Origin of the sequence: Nesterenkonia sp. CL21 (genome assembly GCF_031705515.1) — a bacterium.
Classification (GTDB): domain Bacteria; phylum Actinomycetota; class Actinomycetes; order Actinomycetales; family Micrococcaceae; genus Nesterenkonia; species Nesterenkonia aethiopica.
The window spans coordinates 169,264-190,315 of record NZ_JAUTWR010000005.1; the positions used below are offsets into that span (position 1 = coordinate 169,264).

Consider the following 21,052-nt stretch of genomic DNA (forward strand, 5'->3'; position numbering starts at 1 on the left):
CCCTGAGCTCAGCGAGCCCCGCGAGCTCAGCGCTGCGGCGCCGGGTCCTCCTCGGGCTCGACGGCCTCGGAGCCGGCCGGCCCGCCGTCGCCCTCGGAGCCGTCCGGGCCCTGACCTTCGCTCGCTGCCTCGGCTGAGACCACCGGGATCGAGGAGGTCGCCAACGACGTCGCCGGGGAGTAGTTCTCCATGTCCCCGTGCCAGTCCTCGTCCTCCTCCGGCGTCCAGCCGTCCTCCCACGTCCCGGTGGTGAAGTCGTAGCCGATCGGGTCGCCGTTCTCGTCGGTGCGCTGGTACCACTCGGTGTACATGTCGTCCTCCGAGTCCACCCCGGCGCCGGCGCCCAGCCCCGGCTCGGTGGGTGCCACTTGCAGGGTGAAGTCGTCGCCGTAGCGGTCGACGCCGTCGATCACCGCATCCCGCAGCGCCTTCTCCGCGTACTTGGTGCGCAGGGCCCGCGGGTCGGTGCGCACGTCGCGCAGCCACGCGATCATGATCAGCAGCATGATCACGGCGAAGGGCACCGCCGTGACCGTCACCAGGGACTGCAGCCCCTGCAGGGCGGTGTCCCCGCCGGTGAGCAGCATGACGACGGCGACGCCGGTCATCACCAGTCCCCAGAAGACCACCACGGACTTCCGCGGGTTCAGGTCGCCGCGGGTGGAGAAGATGCCCATCACCACGGAGGCGGAGTCGGCGGAGGTGATGAAGAAGATCGCCAGCACCACCATGATGACCGCCGGCAGCCACTCCACATACGGCAGGTGGTCGATGATCGTGAACAGCACCTCGGCGGCGGGCATCTCGTCGTTGAAGCCCTCCAGGCCCTCCCGGTACATCCAGATGGAGGTTCCGCCCATGATCCCGTAGGCCACGAACAGCAGGGAGCTGGGGATCAGGATGACGCCCAGGATGAACTGGCGGATGGTGCGACCCCGGGAGATGCGGGCGATGAAGACCCCGACGAAGGGCGACCAGGAGATCCACCAGGCCCAGTAGAACACCGTCCAGGCGGACTGGAAGTCCATGGTCTCCTGACCCCAGGAGGCCGAGCGGCCCATCATCTCGAACAGGGAGCCGAAGTACTCCACGAAGGAGGACGGGACCAGGTTCAGCAGGAACAGCGTGGGCCCGAGGAAGAACACCAGCGAGATGATGCCGATGGTCAGCACGATGTTGATGTTGGACAGGTAGCGGATACCTCGGGCGACGCCGGAGACCGCGGAGAGCACGAAGCCCACCGTCAGCAGCGCGATGATGATGATCAGCAGCGTATTGGTGACCTCGGCGCCGGAGACGATGGTCCAGCCCTGACCGATCTGCATGGCCGCGATGCCCAGCGAAGCGGCGGTGCCGAACAGGGTGGCGATGATCGCGAAGATGTCGATCAGCTTCCCGGCCAGACCCTCGGTCTGGCTCTGCCCGAAGAGGTTGCGGAAGATCGAGGACATCAGGGGTACGCGGCCCCGGCGGTAGGCGGCATAGGCGACGGCGCCGCCCACCAGGGCGTACATGGCCCAGGCGTGGACTCCCCAGTGGAAGTAGGTCTGCGCCATCGCGGCGTGCAGAGCCTCGGTGGTCTCCGCCGCGTGTGTCAGCGGGGCGGGGGAGTGGAAGTAGGTCAGCGGCTCCGAGGGGCCGAAGAACAGCACCCCGATGCCGATGCCGGCCGCGAAGAGCATCGCGGTCCAGGAGAACGTGGAGAACTCGGGCTTCTCCCCGTCCTTGCCCAGCGGGATCCGCCCGTACTTGGAGAACGCCAGGCACAGCAGGAAGATCAGCACCACGATGGCGACCACGTTGAACAGCCAGCCCAGGTTCTCCATGGTCCAGCCGAAGGTGGACCCGGCGACCTCGGCCACATGGGACGGGCTGCTCACGCCCCAGATCACGAAGGCCACCGTCAGCAGGCCGGCGATCAGGAACACCACTCGGTCCACCGAGTACCGGCGCCGCTGCTCGTCGATGCCGATGCCGGGCACCAGCGCCGGGTGGATGTTGTGCGGATACTCGCCCTGGGAGTACACGTTCAGCCGGTGCAGCGCGGCCCCGGCCCTCCGCGTCGCCGCTCCGGCGGCCGCGGCCGTCTTCTCGGCGGTCGCCTTGGGCGCCGGCGAGCGGCGGGTGTCGTCGTCGGGCTGGGATCCGCCGTCTCGGCGGGAGTGGGGTGGCTGAGAGTCAGCCATGCTGATCACACCTTGTGTGGGTCGGGGTCGGTTGTCTCGTCAGGCAGGGCGCTGCATCTGGGGGCGGAGCATGGGCGTGGGGTGCTCAGCTCCTCGGCGTACGGACGAAGGTCAGGTCGAAGATCCTCCGTCCGACCTTCAGCGCCTTGGTCTCGAAATCGGTCTGGATGCGGCCCTCGAAGCGCGGCGCCCAGCCGCCGACGTCGTCGATCGCCTCCTCCAGGGGGAGCGGTTCGGGGGTCTTGCCCATGCTGCGGGCGTCGAGGTCCTCCAGGCGGACGGCGGTCAGCGGGGACTCCTCACCGGCGCGCTGACCCGCGTGGACGTTGGTGAACGCGGGGGAGGCGGAGATGGTGTCGCGCATCTGCACTGCGTAGCCGGACCAGTCGGTGGCCAGGCGCCACAGGCCGCCGTCGGGCAGCACGCGGGCGATCTTCTCCACGAAGGAGTCCTGGACGAGGCGGCGCTTGGTGTGCTTCTTCTTGTGCCACGGGTCCGGGAAGAACACCCACACCTCGGACACCGAGTCCTCGGGGAGGAGCTTGTCCAGCACTTCGGTGGCGTCCACGTTGGCGACCCGCACATTGCGCAGGCCCTCGCGGCGCAGTCGGCTGACCAGCTGGGCGACCCCGGGGCGGTAGACCTCCACGGCCAGGAAGTTCTTCTCCGGGGCCTGGGCCGCGGCGTGGGCGACGGCCTCTCCTGATCCGGTGCCGATCTCCACGATGAGCTCTGCGTCACGGCCGAACTCGGCCTTCCAGTCGATGCGGAAGTCATCGGCGACGGCGGTGTCCCGCTCGCCGTGCGGGATGTCGAGCAGCTCCTGGCCCAGGGCGGCGTCCCAGGCGCGCTGGCGGCGCGGGGTCAGGCGGTTGCTGCGGCGCACGAAGGACAGCGGGTGGCGCATGTGGCTCCGAGCGACGGTCTGCTCAGGCTGCTGGCTCTCAGGGGACACGGTCTCTGGCTCTCTCTTCGGGTGCAGGTGCTGCCGCGGGCAGCCGGAGTGCTGGCACTCCCGGCGTTCCGCGGCATGACGACGACACGCCATCGTAACGGACCGGTCCCCGCCGACTCAGGGGTCAGCGGGCCGCGGTCCGTGGTCGAGGCAGTGGTCGCCACGAGGCGCCTACGCTGAGCATATCGCAAAATCTGACTGAAAGTCAGGGTGCTTGCGATTCTGGGAGGGGGCTCAGTACGCTGAGCCGCATGTCCTCCACGACGACGGGCCGCCCGTCCGCCGACCGCATGCGACGTGCCATCCGCGCCAGCGGACGCTCACAGCGTCAGGTGGCCGCCGAGATGGGCATCGACGAGACCAAGCTCTCCAAGTCGCTCTCGGGCCAACGACGGTTCACCGACGACGAGCTCGTCGCCCTGGCCCGCGTGACCGGAGTGGCGGTCAGCGCTCTGGTGGGCTCAGCCCCCGGCGCGGACCCCGTCTCCGTGACCCCGCCTGACGCCGACCCCGCCGGTGCCTCACCTGCCACACCCGAGCAGGCGCGCCGTCGCCGGGAGATCGTCGAGGCGGCCTGGGGGCTCTTCGCGCAGACGGGATTCGAGGCGGTCCGCGTCAGTGACATCGCCGCCGCCGCGGGCGTCTCCAGCGCCACCGTGCACTACTACTTCCCGACCAAGCCCGACCTGTTCGCCATGGCGCTGAACCATTCCGTGAAGCTGGCCTATGACCGGCAGATCGCCCGGCTGACCGGCGTCGACGATCCGGTGGAGCGGCTGTGGAGGCTGCTGGACATGCAGTCCCCGCACGGTGAGGCCGGTCGGCTCGACTGGTCCATCTGGCTGCAGTCCTGGAACCGGGTGGCTCTCAAGGGCGGCCAGGACGTGGAGTACGTGGAGATCTACCGGCGCTGGTTCGAGACTGTCCGCGCCGCCGTCGCCGCCGGTCAGCAGGCCGGAGTGTTCCACTCGGGCCCCAGTGAGGAGCTCACCGGAGAGCTCACCGCGCTGGTGGACGGGCTGGGGGTCCAGGTGCTCACCGGAGTGATCACCGAGGAGACCATGCGGCGGCGCGTCCGGGATCACCTGCGGCGTCGCATCCTGCGGCCGGAGGTCGATCTGCCGACCACCGATCTGGACAGGGAACGCCCGGTGCCGTCGTCGCAGGGCTCGCCGCCGGTCGGCGCCTGAGACCGCGACCCCCAGACCCCATCACGAGAGGAACCCCTCCCATGCCCCGTCCCGTCATCGTCACCTGTGCGCTCACCGGCGCCGGCGACACCGCCGGCCGCAGCGAGCACGTCCCGGTCACCCCGGAGGAGATCGCCGCCGATGCGATCGCCGCCGCCCGAGCCGGAGCTTCGATCGTCCACATCCACGTCCGGGACCCCGAGACCACGCAGGGCTCCCGCGAGGTGGCCCACTACCGCGAGGTGGTGCGGATCGTCCGGGAGTCCGACGTCGACCCCGTCCTCAACCTCACCGCCGGGATGGGTGGAGACCTGGTCATCGACCCGCAGCGGCCCACCGCCCAGCTCGACGGCACCGACCTGGTCAACGCGGTCGCCCGGCTCCCCCATGTGGAGGAGCTGCTGCCGGAGATCTGCACCATCGACTGCGGCTCGCTGAACTTCGGCGAGGGCAGCAGCCTCTACGTCTCCACCCCGGACATGCTCCGCGAGGGCGCCGCGACGATCCGGCAGCTCGGTGTGAAGCCGGAGATGGAGATCTTCGACACCGGCAACCTGTGGTTCGCCAACGTCCTGGTGGAGGAGGGGCTGATCGACCCGCCGCCCCTGTACCAGCTGTGCATGGGGATCCCCTATGGGGCCCCGGCCGACCCGGGTCTGCTGGCCGCCATGGTGAGCATGCTCCCCGAGGGTGCGGAGTTCACCTCCTTCGCGCTGGGCCGGAACCAGCTGCCCTGGGCGGCGCGTTCCGTGCTGGCCGGCGGTCACGTCCGCGTCGGGCTGGAGGACAACCTGTACCTGTCCAAGGGGGTCAAGGCCACCAACGCCCAGCTCACCGAGCGGGCAGTGGGGATCGTGGAGTCCCTCGGTGAGCGGGTCGCCACACCGGACGAGGCGCGCGAGATCCTGGACCTGACGGTCCAGGTCCCCTCCGCTGAGAAGGGGGCCTGAGCATGGGCGCGGCGCTGCGCAGCATCGACGACGTCGGCACCATCGCCTGTGTGGGAGCCGGCACCATCGGCGGCGGGTGGGCCGCCTACTTCCTGGCCCGTGGCCATCGGGTGAGGATCTGGGACCCCGCCCCGGACGCGGAGGAGCGTCTGGGGCGGCTCATCGACGCGGCCTGGCCGGCGCTGGAGCAGCTGGACATGCTCGACGGCGCGGACCGGCGCGCGTGGAGCGTGCACACCGATCTGGCCGAGGCGGTCGACGGCGTCGGCTTCGTCCAGGAGTCCGCCCCGGAGGATCTGGCGCTGAAGCGTCGGCTGCTGGCGGACCTGGATGCCGTGACCGCACCGGACGTCGTCGTGGGTTCCTCCACCTCCGGCTTCGGCATGACGGAGATGGCCGCCGAGGTGGCCCGTCCGGAGCGATTCGTGGTCGGCCACCCGTTCAATCCGCCCTATCTGATCCCCCTGGTGGAGGTGGTCGGCGGTGAGCGTACCGCGCCTGAGGTGGTGGACTGGGCCGCAGCGTTCTACACCGCACTGGGCAAGTCGGTGATCCGGATGGAGCGTGAGGTGCCGGGGTTCATCGCCAATCGGCTGCAGGAGGCCCTGTGGCGGGAGGCCCTGCACATGGTGGACAACGGGGAGGCCACCGTGGAGCAGATCGACCGGTCCATCAAGGACGGTCCGGGCCTGCGCTGGCCGATGCACGGGCCCATGCTGACCTTCCATCTCGCCGGAGGGGAGGGCGGCATGGCGCATATGCTCGACCACTTCGGCCCCTCGTTGAAGTCCCCGTGGACACGGCTGGAGGCACCTGAGCTGACGGAGCAGCTGCGCGCCGGCGTGGTGGCGGGATGTGACGAGGCCAGTGCAGGCCGCAGCGTCGCGGAGCTGGTGGCCGAGCGCGACGCCGGCATCATCGCCATCCGTCGTCTGCTCGGTGGCGCCCAGCCGCTGGGTGACGCTCAGTCGCCGGGTGACGCAGGGCAGGGGGGCATCATGACGGACACAGCACTGCCGGTCTATGAGACCCAAGTGGCCGCCGAGTGGATCGACTACAACGGGCATATGTCCGAGGCCTTCTACGTGCTGGTCTTCGGGTACGCCACCGACCAGGCGATGGAACACCTCGGCATGGGGCCCGCCTACCGGGAGGCGAGCGGCTGCTCGCTCTACACCGTGGAGGCCCATGTGCGGTACCTGCGCGAGGTCGGCTTGGGGGCGCCCCTGACGGTGCGCACCCGGGTGTTCGGGGAGGGCCCCAAGAAGCTCCACCTGGCCCATGAGATGCACTCCGGCGCAGAGCTGGTGGCCACCGAAGAGATCCTCGGACTCCACGTGGACCAGGCCGCCGGTGGCACCGTGGGCTTCCCCGAGGACGTGTCCGCCGCCATCCGGGTCCACGCCGAGGAGCCCCCGGGGTGGTGCGGCCGCCGGGTGGGCTGAGGCGGCGCATGCGACCGGCTGAGGGCGATCCTCGCCCTCAGTCCAGGATCTCGGCAGCGCCGGTGAGGAACTCCTGCAGCAGCGGCCCGTTGGTGGAGGAGCCGTACTCGCCCTCGTCCACGAAGATCGCCACCGCCAGGTCACCCTGGAAGGCGATGACCCAGGTGTGGGCGTACATGTCGTCTCCGGCCCCGGCCTGAGCGGTGCCGGTCTTGGCGTAGACGTGCTCCCCGGGCACGTCGATCAGTCCGTCCAGCGTGCCGAACTCGACCGTGCCGTGCATCAGTTCCCGCAGGTCCTCGGCCTCCTCCTCGGTCAGCCCGGATTCGGCGTCCGAAGCGCCCTCGTCGTTCTCTTCGCCGGCCTCCTCGGAGTCCGCCGGCTTCACCAGGTGCGGGTGCACCGTCTCGCCGGCGGCCACTGAGGCGGCCACGGTGGCCATCCCCAGGGAGGAGGCCTCCACGACCCCCTGGCCGAAGAGGTTGGCCGCATGCAGGTTCAGCTCGGAGTCGTCCGGCACAGTGCCGAAGCTGCTGGCCAGGCCGATGTGCTGCGACTCGTCGTCCAGGCCGAGGTCATAGGCGGCCTGCTGCAGCTCGGCGGAGGTGACCTCGTCCCAGGCGTTGACGAACAGCGTGTTGCAGGAGGTCGCCACGGCCTCGGTGAACTCCACCGAGCCGGTGTATTCGGTGGGGAACCCGACGTAGTTGCGGAACACCTGACCGTGCACTCGTGCGGAGGCTGGGCACTGCACGGTGGAGTCGGGGGAGAGGCCGTCACGCAGCATCGCCAGTGAGGAGACCACCTTGAAGCTGGAGCCGGGCGCATAGGTGGACTGCGTGGCGGTGGAGACCCAGGAGTCCTCCGGGTCGTGGCTGGCCGCGGCGAGGATGCCGCCGTCGGAGGGGCGCAGGGCGACCATCGAGGCGGTCACGTCCTCGTCCACGCCGTCGACGATGTTCTGGGCGAGGTTCTGCAGGCGTGGGACGAGCGTGGTGTCCAGGTCCTCACCGTTGACCGGGTCCGTGGAGAACAGCGTCTCACCGTCCCTGTGGATCCGCATGCCCGGCGATCCGCGCAGCGTGTCCTCGAAGGCGGCCTGCAGGCCCGAGGTGCCGATCTGGTCGCCGGCGCTGAGGCTGGGGTCCTCCTCCAGGTGCTCGGCGGTGACCGGCCCCACCCGGCCCAGCAGCAGGGGTGCGAAGTCGCGGGACTCCGCCAGCGGCAGCTGATCGTCCACGATGGTCACGCCGGGGATGCCCTCGAGGTCCGCGGCGGTGACCTCGTCGGAGTCCCGGCGGTGGACGATCGCCTCCACGAAGGCCTGGTCCCCGTAGGCCACCACCCGGTCAGCGTAGCTCTCGGCGTCGATGCCGAGCACCTCGGCCAGCTCCTCGGCGGCCTCCCGCTGGGTGTCCTCATCGGCGGCGTCGTCTCCTTCGGCGAGCTGGGACTTGTCGATGCCGATGCGCACCACGTCCCGGTTGTAGACCATGGCTCGGCCGTCGTCGTCCATGATGCGGCCCCGTTCGGCGGGCACGGTGGAGATCCCGATGCCCTCCTGGCCGGTGAAGTCGGGCAGCACCACCTCGGTGTCGGGCTCCAGACGCCACTGGTCCGCTTCAGCGCTGTAGGTCAGCTCGGCCTGGGTGTCATAGCTCCAGGTCTGGTCCTCGACGCCGATCTCGTCGAGGTCCCAGGAATGGTTCAGTTCGACGACCGCGGTGGCCGGCCGGGGCGAGTCCTCGTGAGGCTCGTCGACGGTGATCTCTGAGACGCTGACCTCCGGGCTCAGCTCGCCGAAGGGGTCATGGAGGGTGGCCACGGCGTCGGCGAGCTCCTGGGCCCCGGCCTCGGTGCGCACGGCCACCTCGGTGAAGTCCCCGCTCTGCAGGGCGGCGGCCAGGGCCTCAGCCTGGGATTCGGGGCCGGTCGTCTCGTCTCCGCAGCCGGTGAGCAGCGCCAGGGTTCCGGCGGCCACCACGCTCAGGCCGAGGAAGCGTCGGGGGTGCGAGGTGAGTGACATGGACCCAGTATGCCCGCAGGCGGTGACACGACGGCGGCATATGTCCTGCTCGGGGCGTCCCCCTCCGGAGCGACGGCGCCGGGGCGTATGGCATCCACCGCGCGGCGAGACTCACCGCACCCGGAGCCGCACCCGCACGGCCGTCGCCGCGCAGGCCACCACGGCTGCGCCGCCGATGACGGTGGCGGGCGTGATCGTCTCGCCGAGCAGCAGCGCCGCCCAGGCCAGCGTCATCACCGGTTGGGTGAGCTGGATCTGGCTGACCTGCGCCATCGGGCCGAGAGCCAGCCCCCGGTACCAGGCGAAGAAGCCCAGGAACATGCTCACCACCGCGAGGTAGCCGAAGCTCGCCCACTGGATCGGGGAGGCCTGAGGAGCCTGGCCGCCGAGGCTGACGGTGGTGAGCAGCGCCGTCGCCGGCAGGGCGAGCACGAGCGCCCAGGAGATCGTCTGCCAGGAGCCCAGCTCCCGGGCCAGCAGCCCGCCCTCCGCGTAGCCGAAGGCCGCGGTCACCACGGCGCCGAAGAGCAGCACGTCCGACCAGTGCAGCGGTCCCAGCCCGCTGTGGGTCAGGGCGAAGACTACGGCGGCCGCCGCGCCCGCCGTCGTGGCGAGCCAGAACAGCGGGCCCGGTCGCTCGCCGGTGCGCAGCACGACGACCACGGCGGTGGCCGCCGGCAGCACGGCGATGACGATCGCGCCGTGGTTCGCCGTCGTCGCCGTCAGGGCCATCGAGGTCAGCACGGGGAAGCCCAGCACGACGCCGAGGCCCACCACGGACAGGCGCCACCACTGTCGGCCCCTCGGCGCCCGCGGGCGGGCGAGCAGCAGGGCCAGCGCCGCCAGGAGGCCCGCGACGACGGCGCGTCCGGCGCCGACGAACAGCGGGTCCAGCGCGCCCGCCCCGGCGCCTGTCTCTGCGCCGGTCTCCGTGACGGCGATTCGGGTGAACGGGACGGTCAGTGAGAAGGCGGCGACGCCGAGCAGTCCCCACCACAACCCCGCTCGCCGGACCAGTAGCGCAGTCGGGCCATTGGCAATAGCGGTATCATGAGGTCTCATGACTGATAGTAGCAGTCGAGTGGAGCAGCATCTGCGCCGATGGATCGAGCAGGCCCCGGTGGGAGCGCGCCTGCCCAGCAGCCGTCGGCTGGTCTCCGAGCTGCAGGTCAGTCCCGTCACCGTGCAGACGGCGGTACGGCGGCTGGTCGGCCTCGGGCTCGTGGAGAGCCGTCCCGGGGTGGGCACCTTCGTCCGTCCCCGACGGCCAGCGGCGAGCCGCGACCATCGGTGGCAGACCGTAGCCCTGAGTCTGAGCGACCCCGTGGCCGCCGCCGCACCGGCCACGCTGCGGTCAGCCTCGCCCGAGGCGATCCCCCTGCACGTCGGGTATCCCGAGCCGGGGCTGCTGCCGCGTCGGCTGCTGCAGTCGGCCTGGTCCCGGGCGGGCCGCACCGACTCGTCGCTGCAGCGGCCGCCGGCCGCCGGGCTCCCGGAGCTCCAGGCCTGGTTCGCCCAGGAGCTGATGGCGGCAGAGGCCGGGGGATCCGGAGTCTCGGCGCGTGATGTGCTCATCGTTCCAGGGAGCCAGAGCGGACTGGTCGCCGTGTTCCGGGCCCTCATCGGTCGGGATCAGCCGGTGGTGATGGAGTCGCCCACCTACTGGGGTGCCATCCTCGCCGCTCGGCACATCGGTGCGCGCATCATTCCCGTGCCCACCGGGCCGCACGGCCCCGATCCCGAGCAGGTGCGCCAGGCGCTCATCCGCTCCGGGGCCCGGACCTTCTACGCCCAGCCGACCTTCGCCAACCCCACCGGAGCTCAGTGGAGCCCCGCCAGGGGGCGCGAGATCCTCGACGTGGTCCGGGGTCAGGGAGCCTTCCTCATCGAGGACGACTACGCCCACGACTTCGGGATCGACGGCGCCGTCGCGCCGCTGGCCGCCCAGGATCCGGACGGCCATGTGGTCCATCTGCGCTCGCTGACCAAGAGCGTCTCACCCTCGGTGCGCGTGGCCGCCGTCGTCGCCCACGGCCCGGCGCGCGAGCGGATTCTGCGCGCTTGCCAGGCGGAGTCCCTGTACGTCAGTGCGGTGCTCCAGTCGGTGGCGCTGGATGTGGTCACCCAGCCGGGATGGAGCACCCACCGGCGCGGGCTGCGGGAGGAGCTGGGCCGCCGTCGGGACCTGCTGGTGCGCGCGGTCCACCAGCACCTGCCGGACGCACAGCTGGAGCACATCCCGCGCGGCGGGCTGCACCTGTGGCTGCACCTGCCCGGGCTGCCGGAGGCGGGAGCCTTCGTGCGCCGCTGTGAGGAGAAGGGCGTCGTCGTCGCCGGCGGGGACGAATGGTTCCCCGCCGAGGCCCCTGCCAGCCATGTGCGGATCAGCTACTGCGGGCCTCGGACGGAGGAGTTCGACGAGGCCGGCCGGCTCATGGGGGAGGCGCTGCGGGAGTGCCTCGAGGATCAGGGCTGACCTCAGGGCTGACCTCAGGGCTCACGCCCGAGGCCTGCCAGGATCCGCTCGGCCATCCGGCGTGCGCGCCGCAGGCGGTCCGGGCCGCCGTCGAGGCCCGCTCGGCTCATGGCCCCTTCCAGGAGGAAGGAGAGCTGCTCGGCGGTCTCCTGCGCGAGGGGGCGAGGGGCGAGGCGCTCGAGATGTGCGGCGAGGACCTCCTCCACCTCCTCCTTGTGGCGGCGTACGGCCTCCCGCCCGCGTGCCCCGGCAGGCAGCTCCGCTGCGGCGTTGAGGAGTCCGCATCCACGGAACGCGTGGACGTAGGCCGCCTCCGCATGGTCCAGGTAGGCGTCGAAGACGGCGAGCACGCCGTCCTCCGGACTTACGGCGCCCTGGGCGCGGTGCCGGTACAGCTCCATCCACTCCTGGTGCCGACTCTCGAGGTACGCCAGCACGAGCTCCTCCTTGGAGGAGAAGTTGTTGTACAGGCTCATCTTGGCCACGCCTGCTTCCGCGATGACTGTGTCGATGCCGGTCGCCGCGATGCCCTCGGCGTAGAACAGCCCGGCGGCGGCCTCCAGGAGGCGGACCCGGGCGGAGCCCCGTCGCGCTGCGGACGGCTCGGCGCCGGTCATGACGCGCCGCCGTCGAACGCGGCCTCGACGGCATCGGCGAACTCCTGCATGGAGCGGAACTCGGCGTCATAGCTCCATGGTTCGGCAGGCTCCGGGGTCGCGCCCCAGCCAGGCTGCGCGTGACGGCGGTTGATCCACACCGAGTCCAGCGCGTGCCGACGGGCCGGCACGTGGTCGTGGAACAGGCTCTGGGCCACGTGGAGCACGTCTGAGCGGGGAGTGCCTCGTTCCGCCAACCAGGAGTCCAGGGCCTCGAAATGTGGGGCGGCAGGTTTGTAGGCGCCCACGTCCTCAGCAGTGATGACGGTGGCGAAGTCGGCGCGCAGGTGCGTGTTGCTCCCGGTGAAGCCGGCCCGGTGGACGTTGGACAGGATGACCAGGTCGTACCGGCGGCCCAGGGCGGCGAGCGCCTCGGCGGAGTCAGGGAAGGCTGGCCACTGGGGCACGGACGTGCCGAGTCGTCGCGCCCACTGGTCGCTGACGGTGACGCCGAGGTCCTCGCCGGTGCGGCGGAACGCCTCGGCGAGGATCTCCGGGTAGAGCCAGGTGGGATGCTCGCGCATCACGGCCGCCTCCTGGGCCGAGTAGGCCTGCAGGAGGTCTTCGGGGCTCCTCTCGAGGGTGTGTTCGCGCGCCCAGTCGGTCAGCACGGCGGAGAGGCCCGCCTCCCAGTCGATCAGCGTGCCGTAGCAGTCGAACGTGAGGACGGAGTAGTCGGTCAGGTCCTTCATCGCGTCTCCTCAGCCTGTAGTAGGCAGATCTGTCTACCTCGTTCCGTCACGAGTGTGCCACGCGGCGGGCCGGGGTCGGCCTGATGAAGGACTGAGGGCGCGACCTACGTGCTGTTGCCCTGTCTGTCAGTGAAAATGCCAGCGACATGGCAGAGGCCGGCTGAACTGTGAGCGTGTTCAATCCAGCCGATGAGGGGTCGCAGCCTCAACCTGCCGTGCGTCGTTCAGTCTGCGTAGCCACTCGATGAGGAGTTGAGTCTCTGCCCTGCCAAGGACGTCCGGGTGGGCGGCGGCATGCTCGATGGCGCAGGTGAGCGGGTCGTCGGTTCGCGAGCCTTTGCCGGTGATCGCTGAGATGGCGCCTTCGCGGACGGCTCGAGAGAGTGCTGGGTCCGGTGCAGCCAGGATGATCTGGCGAAGCGTGACGCCGATGTTGGTGACGAGGATATGCGCGGCGGCCTGCTCGGAGGGTACTGCGAGCCTGCCCTGTTCGGCGGCCCGCGCCGTGAGTGCGCGCAGGATCTCGCTGGGACGTGACTGGGCTTCGGGGGAGTGCCCAGGGCGGACCTTCCCATACATGAGCGTATAGAACCCGGGGTTGGCCAGGCCGAAGGCGACGTGTGCATCCCATCCGGCGCGGATGTCCTGGATGGGGTCGCCGGATGACTCCATCGAAGACTTCTCGTCCAGGTAGAGGTCGAATCCGCGTTCGATGACCGCGTCCATCAGTCCCTGCTTGGAGCCGAAGAAGTGATACAGGGTCGGCATCTTGACTCCGACCGCATCGCACACCGCGCGCAGCGAGAACTCCTCCCCAGGGGAGGCGGCGATGAGGTCGGCTGCGGCCGCAATCATCCGCTGACGTGTATCGCTTGTCGGTGTCGCTGTCATGATGCTATGTTACCGCATGTATCGCAATAACATTGGCGCATACAGTCGATATACAGGGGATCTCATGACCGAGCACACACTCAAGGACAAGAACGTTCTCATCGCGGGCGGCGCGAAGAACCTCGGTGGGTTAATCGCTCGCCAGGCGGCCGAGGCGGGAGCGAACGTCGCGATCCATTACAACTCCGACTCCAGCCGTGCCGACGCCGAGCGGACACTCGCCGCGGTCGAAGCTGCTGGAGGCAAGGGGGCGACCTTTCAGGGAGATCTCACTGTCCCCGCGAATGTGACCCGCCTGTTCGCTGACGCGGAGGCGGCCCTGGGGAAGATGGACATCGCGGTCAACACAGCTGGCAAGGTGCTGCGCAAGCCGATCGTGGAGACGACTGAGGACGAGTACGACTCGATGTTCGACATCAACTCCAAGGCTGCCTACTTCTTCATCCAGGAGGCCGGCAAGAACCTCGCCGACGGTGGCAAGATCATCACCATCGTCACCGCTCTGCTGGCGGCATTCACCGACGGCTACTCCACCTACGCCGGAGGCAAGGCTCCGGTCGAGCACTTCACCCGAGCCGCGGCCAAGGAATTCGCCGATCGGGGCATCTCCGTCACTGCTATCGCCCCCGGCCCCATGGACACGCCGTTCTTCTATGGCCAGGAGACCCCGGAACGGGTCGAATTCCACAAGTCCCAGGGCATGGGCAACCAGTTGACTGAGATCGACGACATCGCGCCGATCGTCCGCTTCCTCGCCTCCGAGGGGTGGTGGATCACCGGTCAGACGATCTTCGCCAACGGCGGTTACACCACCCGCTGAGCTCGACCCTACGAAATGAGGAACACCCCATGGCAGAACCCACCATCCCCGAACCAGTCGCCTCGTTCATCACAGCGGTCAACGACCACGACGAGCAAGCTTTCCTCGATGCCTTCACCGCGCAGGGGTCCGTCGACGACTGGGGCCGTGACTTCACCGGGCGAGACCAGATCAAATCGTGGAGCGACACGGAGTTCATCGGTTCGCGCGGGACACTTGAGGTCGAGGAGGTCGACGTCGCGGACGACACCATCACCGTCATCGGCGATTGGCGCTCCAACCATGCCAATGGCCGGTCGAAGTTCGTCTTCGCCATCGACGGCGACAAGATCGTGAAGATGACGATCCGCGAAGGGTGAAGGTCGGCACTGGTCACTCGAGCGGGCGTCCAGCCAGATGGGCGCCCGCTCAGTGCTGCCGCATTCGATACTCACGCACGACACGAGCATGCGAGGTTCGCCACCAATGACTGCCGTCCCGTTCGCCCGCACCGGCCACCGTCGGTCCGAGGTGGGCCCAATAGAGCTGTTCTTCGACCTGGTCTACGTCTTCGCCATCATCCAGCTCTCGCACTTGCTCATCGAGCATCTCTCCTGGGAGGGTGCCGCACAGACCATCGTGGTGTTCGCGGCGGTGTGGTGGGGCTGGAACTACACCGCCTGGGCGATGAACTGGCTGGATCCGAGCCGTACCCCGGTGCAGCTTCTCTCTGGGGTGCTCATGCTTGCCGCACTGGGCATGTCGATTGCGATCCCCAGTGCCTTCGACGGCGGAGCCTGGCTGTTCGTCGGGTGCTACCTTTTCATGGGCATCCTTCGTCCGGCCTTCATGATGATCACCTACCGCGGCCACCAGCTCGCAGCCAACTACCGCATGCTGCTGCTGTGGACCCTGTTGGCCGGCATCTTCTGGGTCCTCGGCGCAGCACTGCCCCTCGAGTGGCGGTTGGGTCTCTGGCTGATCGCGGTGCTCGTCGACTACGCGGCCCCGTTGGCTCAATACCGGATACCCGGCATCGGCGCAGCCCCCATGCACCAGTGGGATACGGACGCCGAGCACCTGGCCGAGCGCAACCGTCTCGTCTTCATCATCGCCCTCGGCGAGTCCATCCTGCTCATGGGTGGCACCATCGTCTCCCACGGCCAGCTCACTCTGTCGCTCGCTCTGAGTCTGATCGTCGGCTTTGCCTCCCTGTTCGTGCTCTGGTGGAACTACTTCGCCCTTGCCGGCCCTGACACCCACGGTGGGAACTCGTCCACCGGGGCTCTCAGATCGGCTTACGCATACGCGCATGCCTTCATGGTCCTGGGTGCGATCCTTGTCGCCGTGTCGATCGAACTGCGGCTCTCCCACAACCACCTCACGCCCGCCATAGTTCTCGTGACAGCAGCAGGTCCGCTCGTCTACCTGATGGGGAACCTGCTGTTCCTCCGGTCCCGCTTCGGACGCCTCGCACGGTCCCGGTTCATCGCAGCCGCTGTGCTGGTGGTGATCGCGATCGCCGCGATGCTGCTCATGGACCACCTGCCGGTGATCGTGCTGAGCGTCGCCGTACTTGCCGTGACGGCTGCTCTTGCCGCCCACACCGCGCACACGACGTCGAAGCCGCCAACGCACCGCCGAAGCGCGCAGGCCTGACGCACGGTTGCCTGGAGTTTGATCTCGCCTCCCGTTGTGGGCGGCGGCTTCGAAGCAGAGTCACCGGCGGGCCAGTCTTCTCCGCAAGTCCCGGACTATCAGGGCTCAGCGATAGTGCCGACCGGGACTCCAGCGGTTCATCTCCCGCCTCCGGACGTCGCGTCGGGTCTTGTGCGACCATCCCACCCGTCGACGAGCACATCGTGGACGTCGTCTGGGTCGGGCGCGTTGTGGCGGAGGGGGAGGACATCGCCGGCCCGGCGGCAAGGACCGTTCTCAGTCCCGGTACCGGTTCCGGTGCAGGAGGGTCCCATCAGGCCGCCGTCGCAGTTCGGCGGCCTGCGCACCATCCGCACGCCACGTCAGATGTCGCCTCTCCGCTCGGCATATTCGTCTGGCACGACATCACGCCTAGGGGAACCGGAGGGCGCCCTGGCCATCGGCACCCAGGATGTCGTCGGGATTGGAGTACGGGCAGGACTTCAAGGAGAGGCACCCGCAGCCGATGCAGAGGGAGAAGCGGTCGCGCAGAGCGGTGAGGTGCTCGATCCGCTCATTGAGGTCGTCCCTCCATTCACGAGAGATCCGTGCCCAGTCTCTGGCCGTGGGAAGACCCTCCTCAGGGAGTCGGTCCAGCGCGCCTTTGATGCGGTCGAGGCTGATGCCCACGCGTTGGGATGCGCGGATGAAGGCCAGGACCCGCAGCGTGTCGCGTCGGTACTCACGCCGGTTGCCGGAGGTGCGTCGGCTGCGGATCAGGCCCATCGACTCGTAGTAGTGGAGCGTCGACACCGCGACTCCGGCACGCTCGGCGATCTGGCCCGGCTTCAGCCAGACGACGTCTTCTGGGACCTGAGGCATGTTCCGCCCTCCTCATCGGCTCGCTTGACATCAAGTGGACTTGACGTAGTCGACTGTACTGCACGTGATCTCGGCGAAGGAGGAGACGATGATCGACCTCGATGTGTGGGCAGACGTGCGGTGTCCGTGGTGCTGGATCGGACTGCGGCGGCTGCGCCGTGCCGCCTCCGTCCTCGGCGAGCCTCTGCGGGTACGGCGGCGAAGCTTCCTGCTGGAGCCGGACGGCCCGGTCAGCCCGGGGCAGCCGACGGCGCGGGTCGCAATGAGCGAGTGGGGACTGTCGTCCGCGCAGTGGGAGTCCACGAGCCGGCGCCTTCGCGCCGAAGGGCGCCGCGAAGGCCTGGCCCTCGCCGTCGACGACGCGCTGATGTTCGATTCGCGTCCGGTCCACCGCCTGCTCAAACTCGCCGCCGTCACAGATCGCATCGATGCTGAGGCGGCCTGGGACTCGACCTTCGCCGCGCACTTCACCCGCAATCAGCGGCTCGGTGACTTTGAGGTCCTGCGCGCTGTGGCCATTGGGTGGGGGCTCAGGCCCGAGGAGATCGACGGCGCGCTGGCCGGTGGTGCCTTCTCCGAGGAGGTGGCTCACGACCTCACTGAGGCGCAGAGGCTGTCGGTGGAGACGGTGCCGACTGTCATGGCGCCGGATGGACGTCGGCTCTCCGGTGCCGCACCGGTCGAGGACCTGGTGCGATTCGTGGCGGCGGCGGGGGCGGTCCGATGAGCGGGACGATGCGCGCCGCCGCGATCGACGAGTTCGGCCCGGCCGAGGTCCTGCGAGTGCGCGAGATGCCGCGCCCCTCAGCATCGTCGGACGGCGTGCTGGTGCGAGTCCTCGCCGCCGGCGTGCAGCTCACGGATGCTGCGATCCGGGCAGGGTGGAGACCTCCGGGAGCCGAGATCGAGTTTCCGCAGATCCTCGGCAATGAGTTCGCCGGCGTCGTCGAAGAGGTCGGCTCCGAGGTGGAAGGTGTCTGTGCCGGTGATGAGGTGGCCGGCTTCGCCCTGCTGAACTGCTACGCCGAGTCCGTCGCCGTGCCCGCATCGCAGATCGTGGCCAAGCCCGCCGGAGTCCCATGGCAGGTCGCGGGGGCCCTGTCAGCCTCGGGGCAGACGGCCCACACGGCGTTCGAGGACCTCAGGATCGGAGCCGATGACGTCGTGCTGGTCTGCGGTGCCGCCGGTGGGGTCGGCACCATCTTCACGCAGCTGGCCGTCCGCGCAGGGGCCACGGTGATCGGGACAGCCAGCCAGGTGAACCACGCCTACCTGCGATCTTTGGGCGCCGTCCCGATCACCTACGGGCCGGGCCAGGCCGAACGCATCCGCGCCCTGGGCGGCCGGGTGGACGTGGTCTTCGACGCCGCGGGCCACGAGAACCTCCGCACGGCTGTCGACCTGGTGGCGGATCGTGATCGCATCGCCACGATCGTGGACATGGCCCTGGCCCTCGAGCTCGGATGCCGGATCGTGCGCAGTCGTCGTGACGCGGCGCGACTGGCCGATCTCATGCGACGTGTCACCGCGGGTGAGCTCGAGGTCCATGTGCGCCGGACCTATGGGCTCGACGAGGTGGCCGCAGCGCACCGAGACGTCGAGACGGGCCACGGTCGTGGCAAGGTCGTCCTCGAGATCGGGCAGGCACGGTGACGGCCCGCGCCTCGATGCGTCAGCACCGACTGTGGACGACACAGACCTGGCCGTTCATCGCCAGCGTGCTGGCTCTGATGACCTTCATCGCCTTCGAATCCTTCGCCGTCACCACCATCCTGCCTGTGGCGGTCGCAGACCTCGGAGACATCGGCTGGTACTCCTTCGCCTACGCGGCGACGATCACGACCGCACTGGTCGGCATGGTCGTCGGAGGCAACTGGGCCGACCGGGCGGGGCCGCGCACACCGCTGATGGTCGGTGGAACGATCTTCCTGTTCGGTGTGATGCTGAACGTCCTGGCCTGGGACGTCCCGATCTTCATCATCGGGCGACTTCTGCAGGGGCTCGGAGGAGGGATCGACTCGGTGATCCTCGACGTCCTCATCGCCAGGCACATCCCGGAGGCCGTCCGCCCCCAGATGTTCGGGCTCCTGACCAGCGCATGGCTGGTCCCCTCCCTGGCCGGGCCGGTCGTCGCCGGTGCCATGGCCGAGCTCATGGACTGGAGAGCGGTGTTCGGCGTCGTCCTCCTCGGGGCGGCCGTCTCCCTGTTCTGCGTGCTGCACGCCACGCGTCCATCCCGGGAAGCCGCGTCCTCACGCAGGGCATCCTCGCGACGATCTCTGTCAGCGGGGATCGTCGGACGCAAAGGGGTGCTCGCGGTCCTCGCGGCCGGACTGCTGGCGGTCCTGCATCTCAGCGGACAGAGCGACGGCCCTGGCACGGCCGTCATCATCGGAGGGGTGTCTCTGGCGCTCCTCCTCACCGCCCGCAGCCTTCTGCCGAAGGGGACCTTCACCTTGCGAGGTGCGCCGCAGCGCCTCATCGCCCTGCGGGCCGTCCTCGGCGCGACGGCCACAGCCACTGACCTCTATCTGACCCTCTACCTGCAGGCCGTCCGTGGGTATCCGCCCACGACCGCTGGTCTGGTCATCGCCGCCGCCGCCGGAGGGTGGGCGCTGGGCGCATGGATCCAAGGACGTCGTCCGAGCACGCAGACGTCCCATCGCCGACTCGTCCTGATCGCCACGATGCTGGTCGGCACAGGGCCTGCCACGGTGCTCGTCTACATCGTCACGGACATACCGCTGTGGAGCGTCGTCATCGCCTCCGTGGCGATGGGAACCGGCATGGGGACGGCGTACCCACGCCTGTCCAGCGCAGCTCTCGCCCTCGCTGACCCCGGCGAACAGGGCACTGTCAGCTCCGCACTGCAGACTGGGGAAAGCATGGGCATCGGCGTCGTGACGGCGCTCATCGCTGCCGTCCTCGTCAGCGGCGGCTCCTTTCCCGCCGCCTATGTGATGCTGATCGGCCTGGCCTCTGCGGCAACCGTCATCGCGTCACTGGGCATCGGACGTCCTGCGGACACCTCGTGAGACGCGATGGCAGCGCGTTCGGCAGCGGCCACGCGCACCAGACTCAGACCGCCAGCCGGTAGCCGCGCTTGACCACCGTGGACACCACTCCGGAGACCGGCAGAGCCTTGCGCAGCCGGGAGACCCACATCTCCAGGGCGTGCTCGGAGTCGCAGTGCCCCAGCACCGCCAACAGATGCTCCCGGGACAGCACCGCGCCCTCGGCCTTGACCAGGGCGCGCATGAGCGCCAGCGGCCCGGGCGCCAGGCGCACGGGCTGATCGGTCACCTCCGGAAACCGCACCTCCGCGCCGCGCAGCTCCACCGGTCCGTGCCGGGTGTCCATCCGCAGGGTCTGGTGCTCCTCCAGGTGGTCGCAGACCAGGCGGATCATCGCGCCCAGCCGCCACCGGGACGGGATGATCGGCCGGACCCCGGCCTCGTGCAGTGGGGCCGCGGTCACGTCCCCCACTGCCGCGGAGACGACGTCGGAGCGGAACGCCTCCAGCAGCGCGGCCGCCCGGCCGTACTGGTGGGCGACCTCCAGGAACGCGTCGACGGCGGGCGCGGCGGTGAACGTGACGATGTCCAGCTGACGCTCGATCACGGCGTCGATCATCCGCAGCAGCGCCGAGTCCTCGGCGGGCTTGGCCCACATGTAGGGCATCACGGTGATGACCCGGGCTCCGGCGGCCTCGATGCGGGCGATCTGCTCGTGATCGGTGCGTCCGTGCAGCTGGAACGCCACGGTGGTGCCGGCCAGGTCCTTCTGCAGCAGCATGTCCACCACAGTGGCGGTGCGCTCGTCGTCGGCCGCGCCGTCGTCGTCCAGCCCGGCGGCGCGCACTGCACCACGAGCCTTGGGCCCGCGCACCAGGATGCTGGAGCCCTCCAGGGCCTCATGCAGCGCGGTGCCCAGACCGTAGGCGTCGGCGGCCTCCGCCCAGCGGCGCATCCCGTAGGCGGTGGTGATGATCGTATGGTCCGGGCGGGCTTCGACCACCAGGCGGGTGTCCCGCTGCAGGGTCACCGACTCGGTCATCGGGGCGATGCGCAGCGCCGGGGCATGCATGACCTCCGCGCCGCGGCGCTCGAAGGCCGAGATCAGGTCCTCGCTCCGGCGGTCCGAGGTCACCCCGATGCGGAACCCGGCCAGCGACTGCGGAAGCGCCGCCGACGCCGGCGGGGCGGGGGAGGAGGCGCTGCCGGCGGAGCCGGAGCGCATGGTCGGCCCGGCGGAGGGCCCGGCAGA

General features: G+C 69.5%; 19 protein-coding genes. 10 read left to right on the forward strand and 9 right to left on the reverse strand.

Going from position 1 to position 21,052, the window contains the following annotated elements; translation table 11 throughout:
- Positions 1–26 precede the first annotated feature (26 nt).
- Both Q7C18_RS09875 and trmB read right to left on the reverse strand, forming a co-directional pair.
- A complete protein-coding gene (locus tag Q7C18_RS09875; protein ID WP_311025253.1) occupies positions 27–2,186 on the reverse strand; it encodes a BCCT family transporter in 2,160 nt (719 codons plus the stop codon).
- An 85-nt stretch (positions 2,187–2,271) separates the two neighbouring features.
- Positions 2,272–3,093 carry a tRNA (guanosine(46)-N7)-methyltransferase TrmB gene (trmB, locus tag Q7C18_RS09880; protein WP_396954357.1) on the reverse strand — a complete coding sequence of 274 codons (822 nt, stop codon included), beginning with the start codon at positions 3,091–3,093 and terminating at the stop codon, positions 2,272–2,274.
- A gap of 299 nt (positions 3,094–3,392) precedes the next feature.
- Here trmB and Q7C18_RS09885 point away from each other — a divergent pair, with 299 nt between their 5' ends.
- From Q7C18_RS09885 to Q7C18_RS09895, 3 genes are read left to right on the forward strand one after another with little or no spacing between them, the layout of a single operon-like run.
- Complete coding sequence (locus tag Q7C18_RS09885) at positions 3,393–4,331, forward strand: TetR family transcriptional regulator C-terminal domain-containing protein (protein WP_311025255.1); 939 nt, start codon at positions 3,393–3,395, stop codon at positions 4,329–4,331.
- Positions 4,332–4,372: 41 nt separating this feature from the next.
- On the forward strand, positions 4,373–5,281 hold the full coding sequence (locus tag Q7C18_RS09890; protein WP_311025256.1) for a 3-keto-5-aminohexanoate cleavage protein: 909 nt from the start codon (positions 4,373–4,375) through the stop codon (positions 5,279–5,281).
- 2 nt (positions 5,282–5,283) lie between these two features.
- Positions 5,284–6,726: a 3-hydroxyacyl-CoA dehydrogenase NAD-binding domain-containing protein gene (locus Q7C18_RS09895; RefSeq protein ID WP_311025257.1), complete on the forward strand. Its 1,443-nt coding sequence runs from the start codon at positions 5,284–5,286 to the stop codon at positions 6,724–6,726.
- Between the two features lie 37 nt (positions 6,727–6,763).
- Here Q7C18_RS09895 and Q7C18_RS09900 read toward each other — a convergent pair whose 3' ends face one another.
- Entirely contained in the window at positions 6,764–8,752 is a 1,989-nt protein-coding gene (locus Q7C18_RS09900; protein WP_311025258.1) for a penicillin-binding transpeptidase domain-containing protein, read from the reverse strand.
- Positions 8,753–8,863: 111 nt separating this feature from the next.
- On the reverse strand, positions 8,864–9,814 hold the full coding sequence (locus tag Q7C18_RS09905) for a DMT family transporter (RefSeq protein ID WP_311025259.1): 951 nt from the start codon (positions 9,812–9,814) through the stop codon (positions 8,864–8,866).
- Between Q7C18_RS09905 and Q7C18_RS09910 the strand changes: the two genes are divergently transcribed.
- Positions 9,813–11,228: a PLP-dependent aminotransferase family protein gene (locus Q7C18_RS09910; RefSeq protein WP_311025260.1), complete on the forward strand. Its 1,416-nt coding sequence runs from the start codon at positions 9,813–9,815 to the stop codon at positions 11,226–11,228. The two genes, Q7C18_RS09905 and Q7C18_RS09910, sit on opposite strands and share 2 nt — an antisense overlap.
- A gap of 14 nt (positions 11,229–11,242) precedes the next feature.
- On the opposite strand, the gene Q7C18_RS09915 is transcribed toward Q7C18_RS09910, so the two are convergent.
- The 3 genes from Q7C18_RS09915 to Q7C18_RS09925 all read right to left on the reverse strand — a co-directional run bounded on the left by Q7C18_RS09915 (position 11,243) and on the right by Q7C18_RS09925 (position 13,467).
- Positions 11,243–11,845 (reverse strand): TetR/AcrR family transcriptional regulator, encoded by a 603-nt coding sequence (locus Q7C18_RS09915; RefSeq protein ID WP_311025261.1) that lies wholly within the window; start codon positions 11,843–11,845, stop codon positions 11,243–11,245.
- Positions 11,842–12,576 carry an HAD-IA family hydrolase gene (locus tag Q7C18_RS09920; RefSeq protein WP_311025262.1) on the reverse strand — a complete coding sequence of 245 codons (735 nt, stop codon included), beginning with the start codon at positions 12,574–12,576 and terminating at the stop codon, positions 11,842–11,844. The genes Q7C18_RS09915 and Q7C18_RS09920 overlap by 4 nt, the downstream gene beginning before the upstream one ends.
- Positions 12,577–12,753: 177 nt before the next feature.
- Positions 12,754–13,467: a TetR/AcrR family transcriptional regulator gene (locus Q7C18_RS09925; RefSeq protein WP_311025263.1), complete on the reverse strand. Its 714-nt coding sequence runs from the start codon at positions 13,465–13,467 to the stop codon at positions 12,754–12,756.
- 64 nt (positions 13,468–13,531) lie between these two features.
- On the opposite strand from Q7C18_RS09925, the gene Q7C18_RS09930 reads away from it, so the two are divergent.
- The 3 genes from Q7C18_RS09930 (at position 13,532) to Q7C18_RS09940 (ending at position 15,925) form a co-directional block, all read left to right on the forward strand.
- Entirely contained in the window at positions 13,532–14,287 is a 756-nt protein-coding gene (locus tag Q7C18_RS09930; protein ID WP_070158402.1) for an SDR family oxidoreductase, read from the forward strand.
- A 29-nt stretch (positions 14,288–14,316) separates the two neighbouring features.
- Positions 14,317–14,646: a nuclear transport factor 2 family protein gene (locus tag Q7C18_RS09935; RefSeq protein ID WP_070158403.1), complete on the forward strand. Its 330-nt coding sequence runs from the start codon at positions 14,317–14,319 to the stop codon at positions 14,644–14,646.
- A 106-nt stretch (positions 14,647–14,752) separates the two neighbouring features.
- A complete protein-coding gene (locus Q7C18_RS09940) occupies positions 14,753–15,925 on the forward strand; it encodes a low temperature requirement protein A (RefSeq protein WP_311025264.1) in 1,173 nt (390 codons plus the stop codon).
- A 411-nt stretch (positions 15,926–16,336) separates the two neighbouring features.
- Here Q7C18_RS09940 and soxR read toward each other — a convergent pair whose 3' ends face one another.
- Positions 16,337–16,786 (reverse strand): redox-sensitive transcriptional activator SoxR, encoded by a 450-nt coding sequence (gene soxR / locus Q7C18_RS09945; RefSeq protein ID WP_070158840.1) that lies wholly within the window; start codon positions 16,784–16,786, stop codon positions 16,337–16,339.
- Positions 16,787–16,874: 88 nt separating this feature from the next.
- Between soxR and Q7C18_RS09950 the strand changes: the two genes are divergently transcribed.
- From Q7C18_RS09950 to Q7C18_RS09960, 3 genes are read left to right on the forward strand one after another with little or no spacing between them, the layout of a single operon-like run.
- On the forward strand, positions 16,875–17,513 hold the full coding sequence (locus tag Q7C18_RS09950) for a DsbA family protein (RefSeq protein WP_070158843.1): 639 nt from the start codon (positions 16,875–16,877) through the stop codon (positions 17,511–17,513).
- Entirely contained in the window at positions 17,510–18,439 is a 930-nt protein-coding gene (locus Q7C18_RS09955) for an NADP-dependent oxidoreductase (RefSeq protein ID WP_311025265.1), read from the forward strand. Before Q7C18_RS09950 ends, Q7C18_RS09955 begins: the two co-directional genes overlap by 4 nt.
- A 14-nt stretch (positions 18,440–18,453) precedes the next feature.
- A complete protein-coding gene (locus Q7C18_RS09960) occupies positions 18,454–19,821 on the forward strand; it encodes an MFS transporter (RefSeq protein ID WP_311025266.1) in 1,368 nt (455 codons plus the stop codon).
- A gap of 43 nt (positions 19,822–19,864) precedes the next feature.
- Here the strand turns inward: Q7C18_RS09960 and Q7C18_RS09965 are convergent, their stop codons facing one another.
- Positions 19,865–21,025 (reverse strand): uroporphyrinogen-III synthase, encoded by a 1,161-nt coding sequence (locus Q7C18_RS09965; protein ID WP_396954358.1) that lies wholly within the window; start codon positions 21,023–21,025, stop codon positions 19,865–19,867.
- Positions 21,026–21,052: the final 27 nt, after the last annotated feature.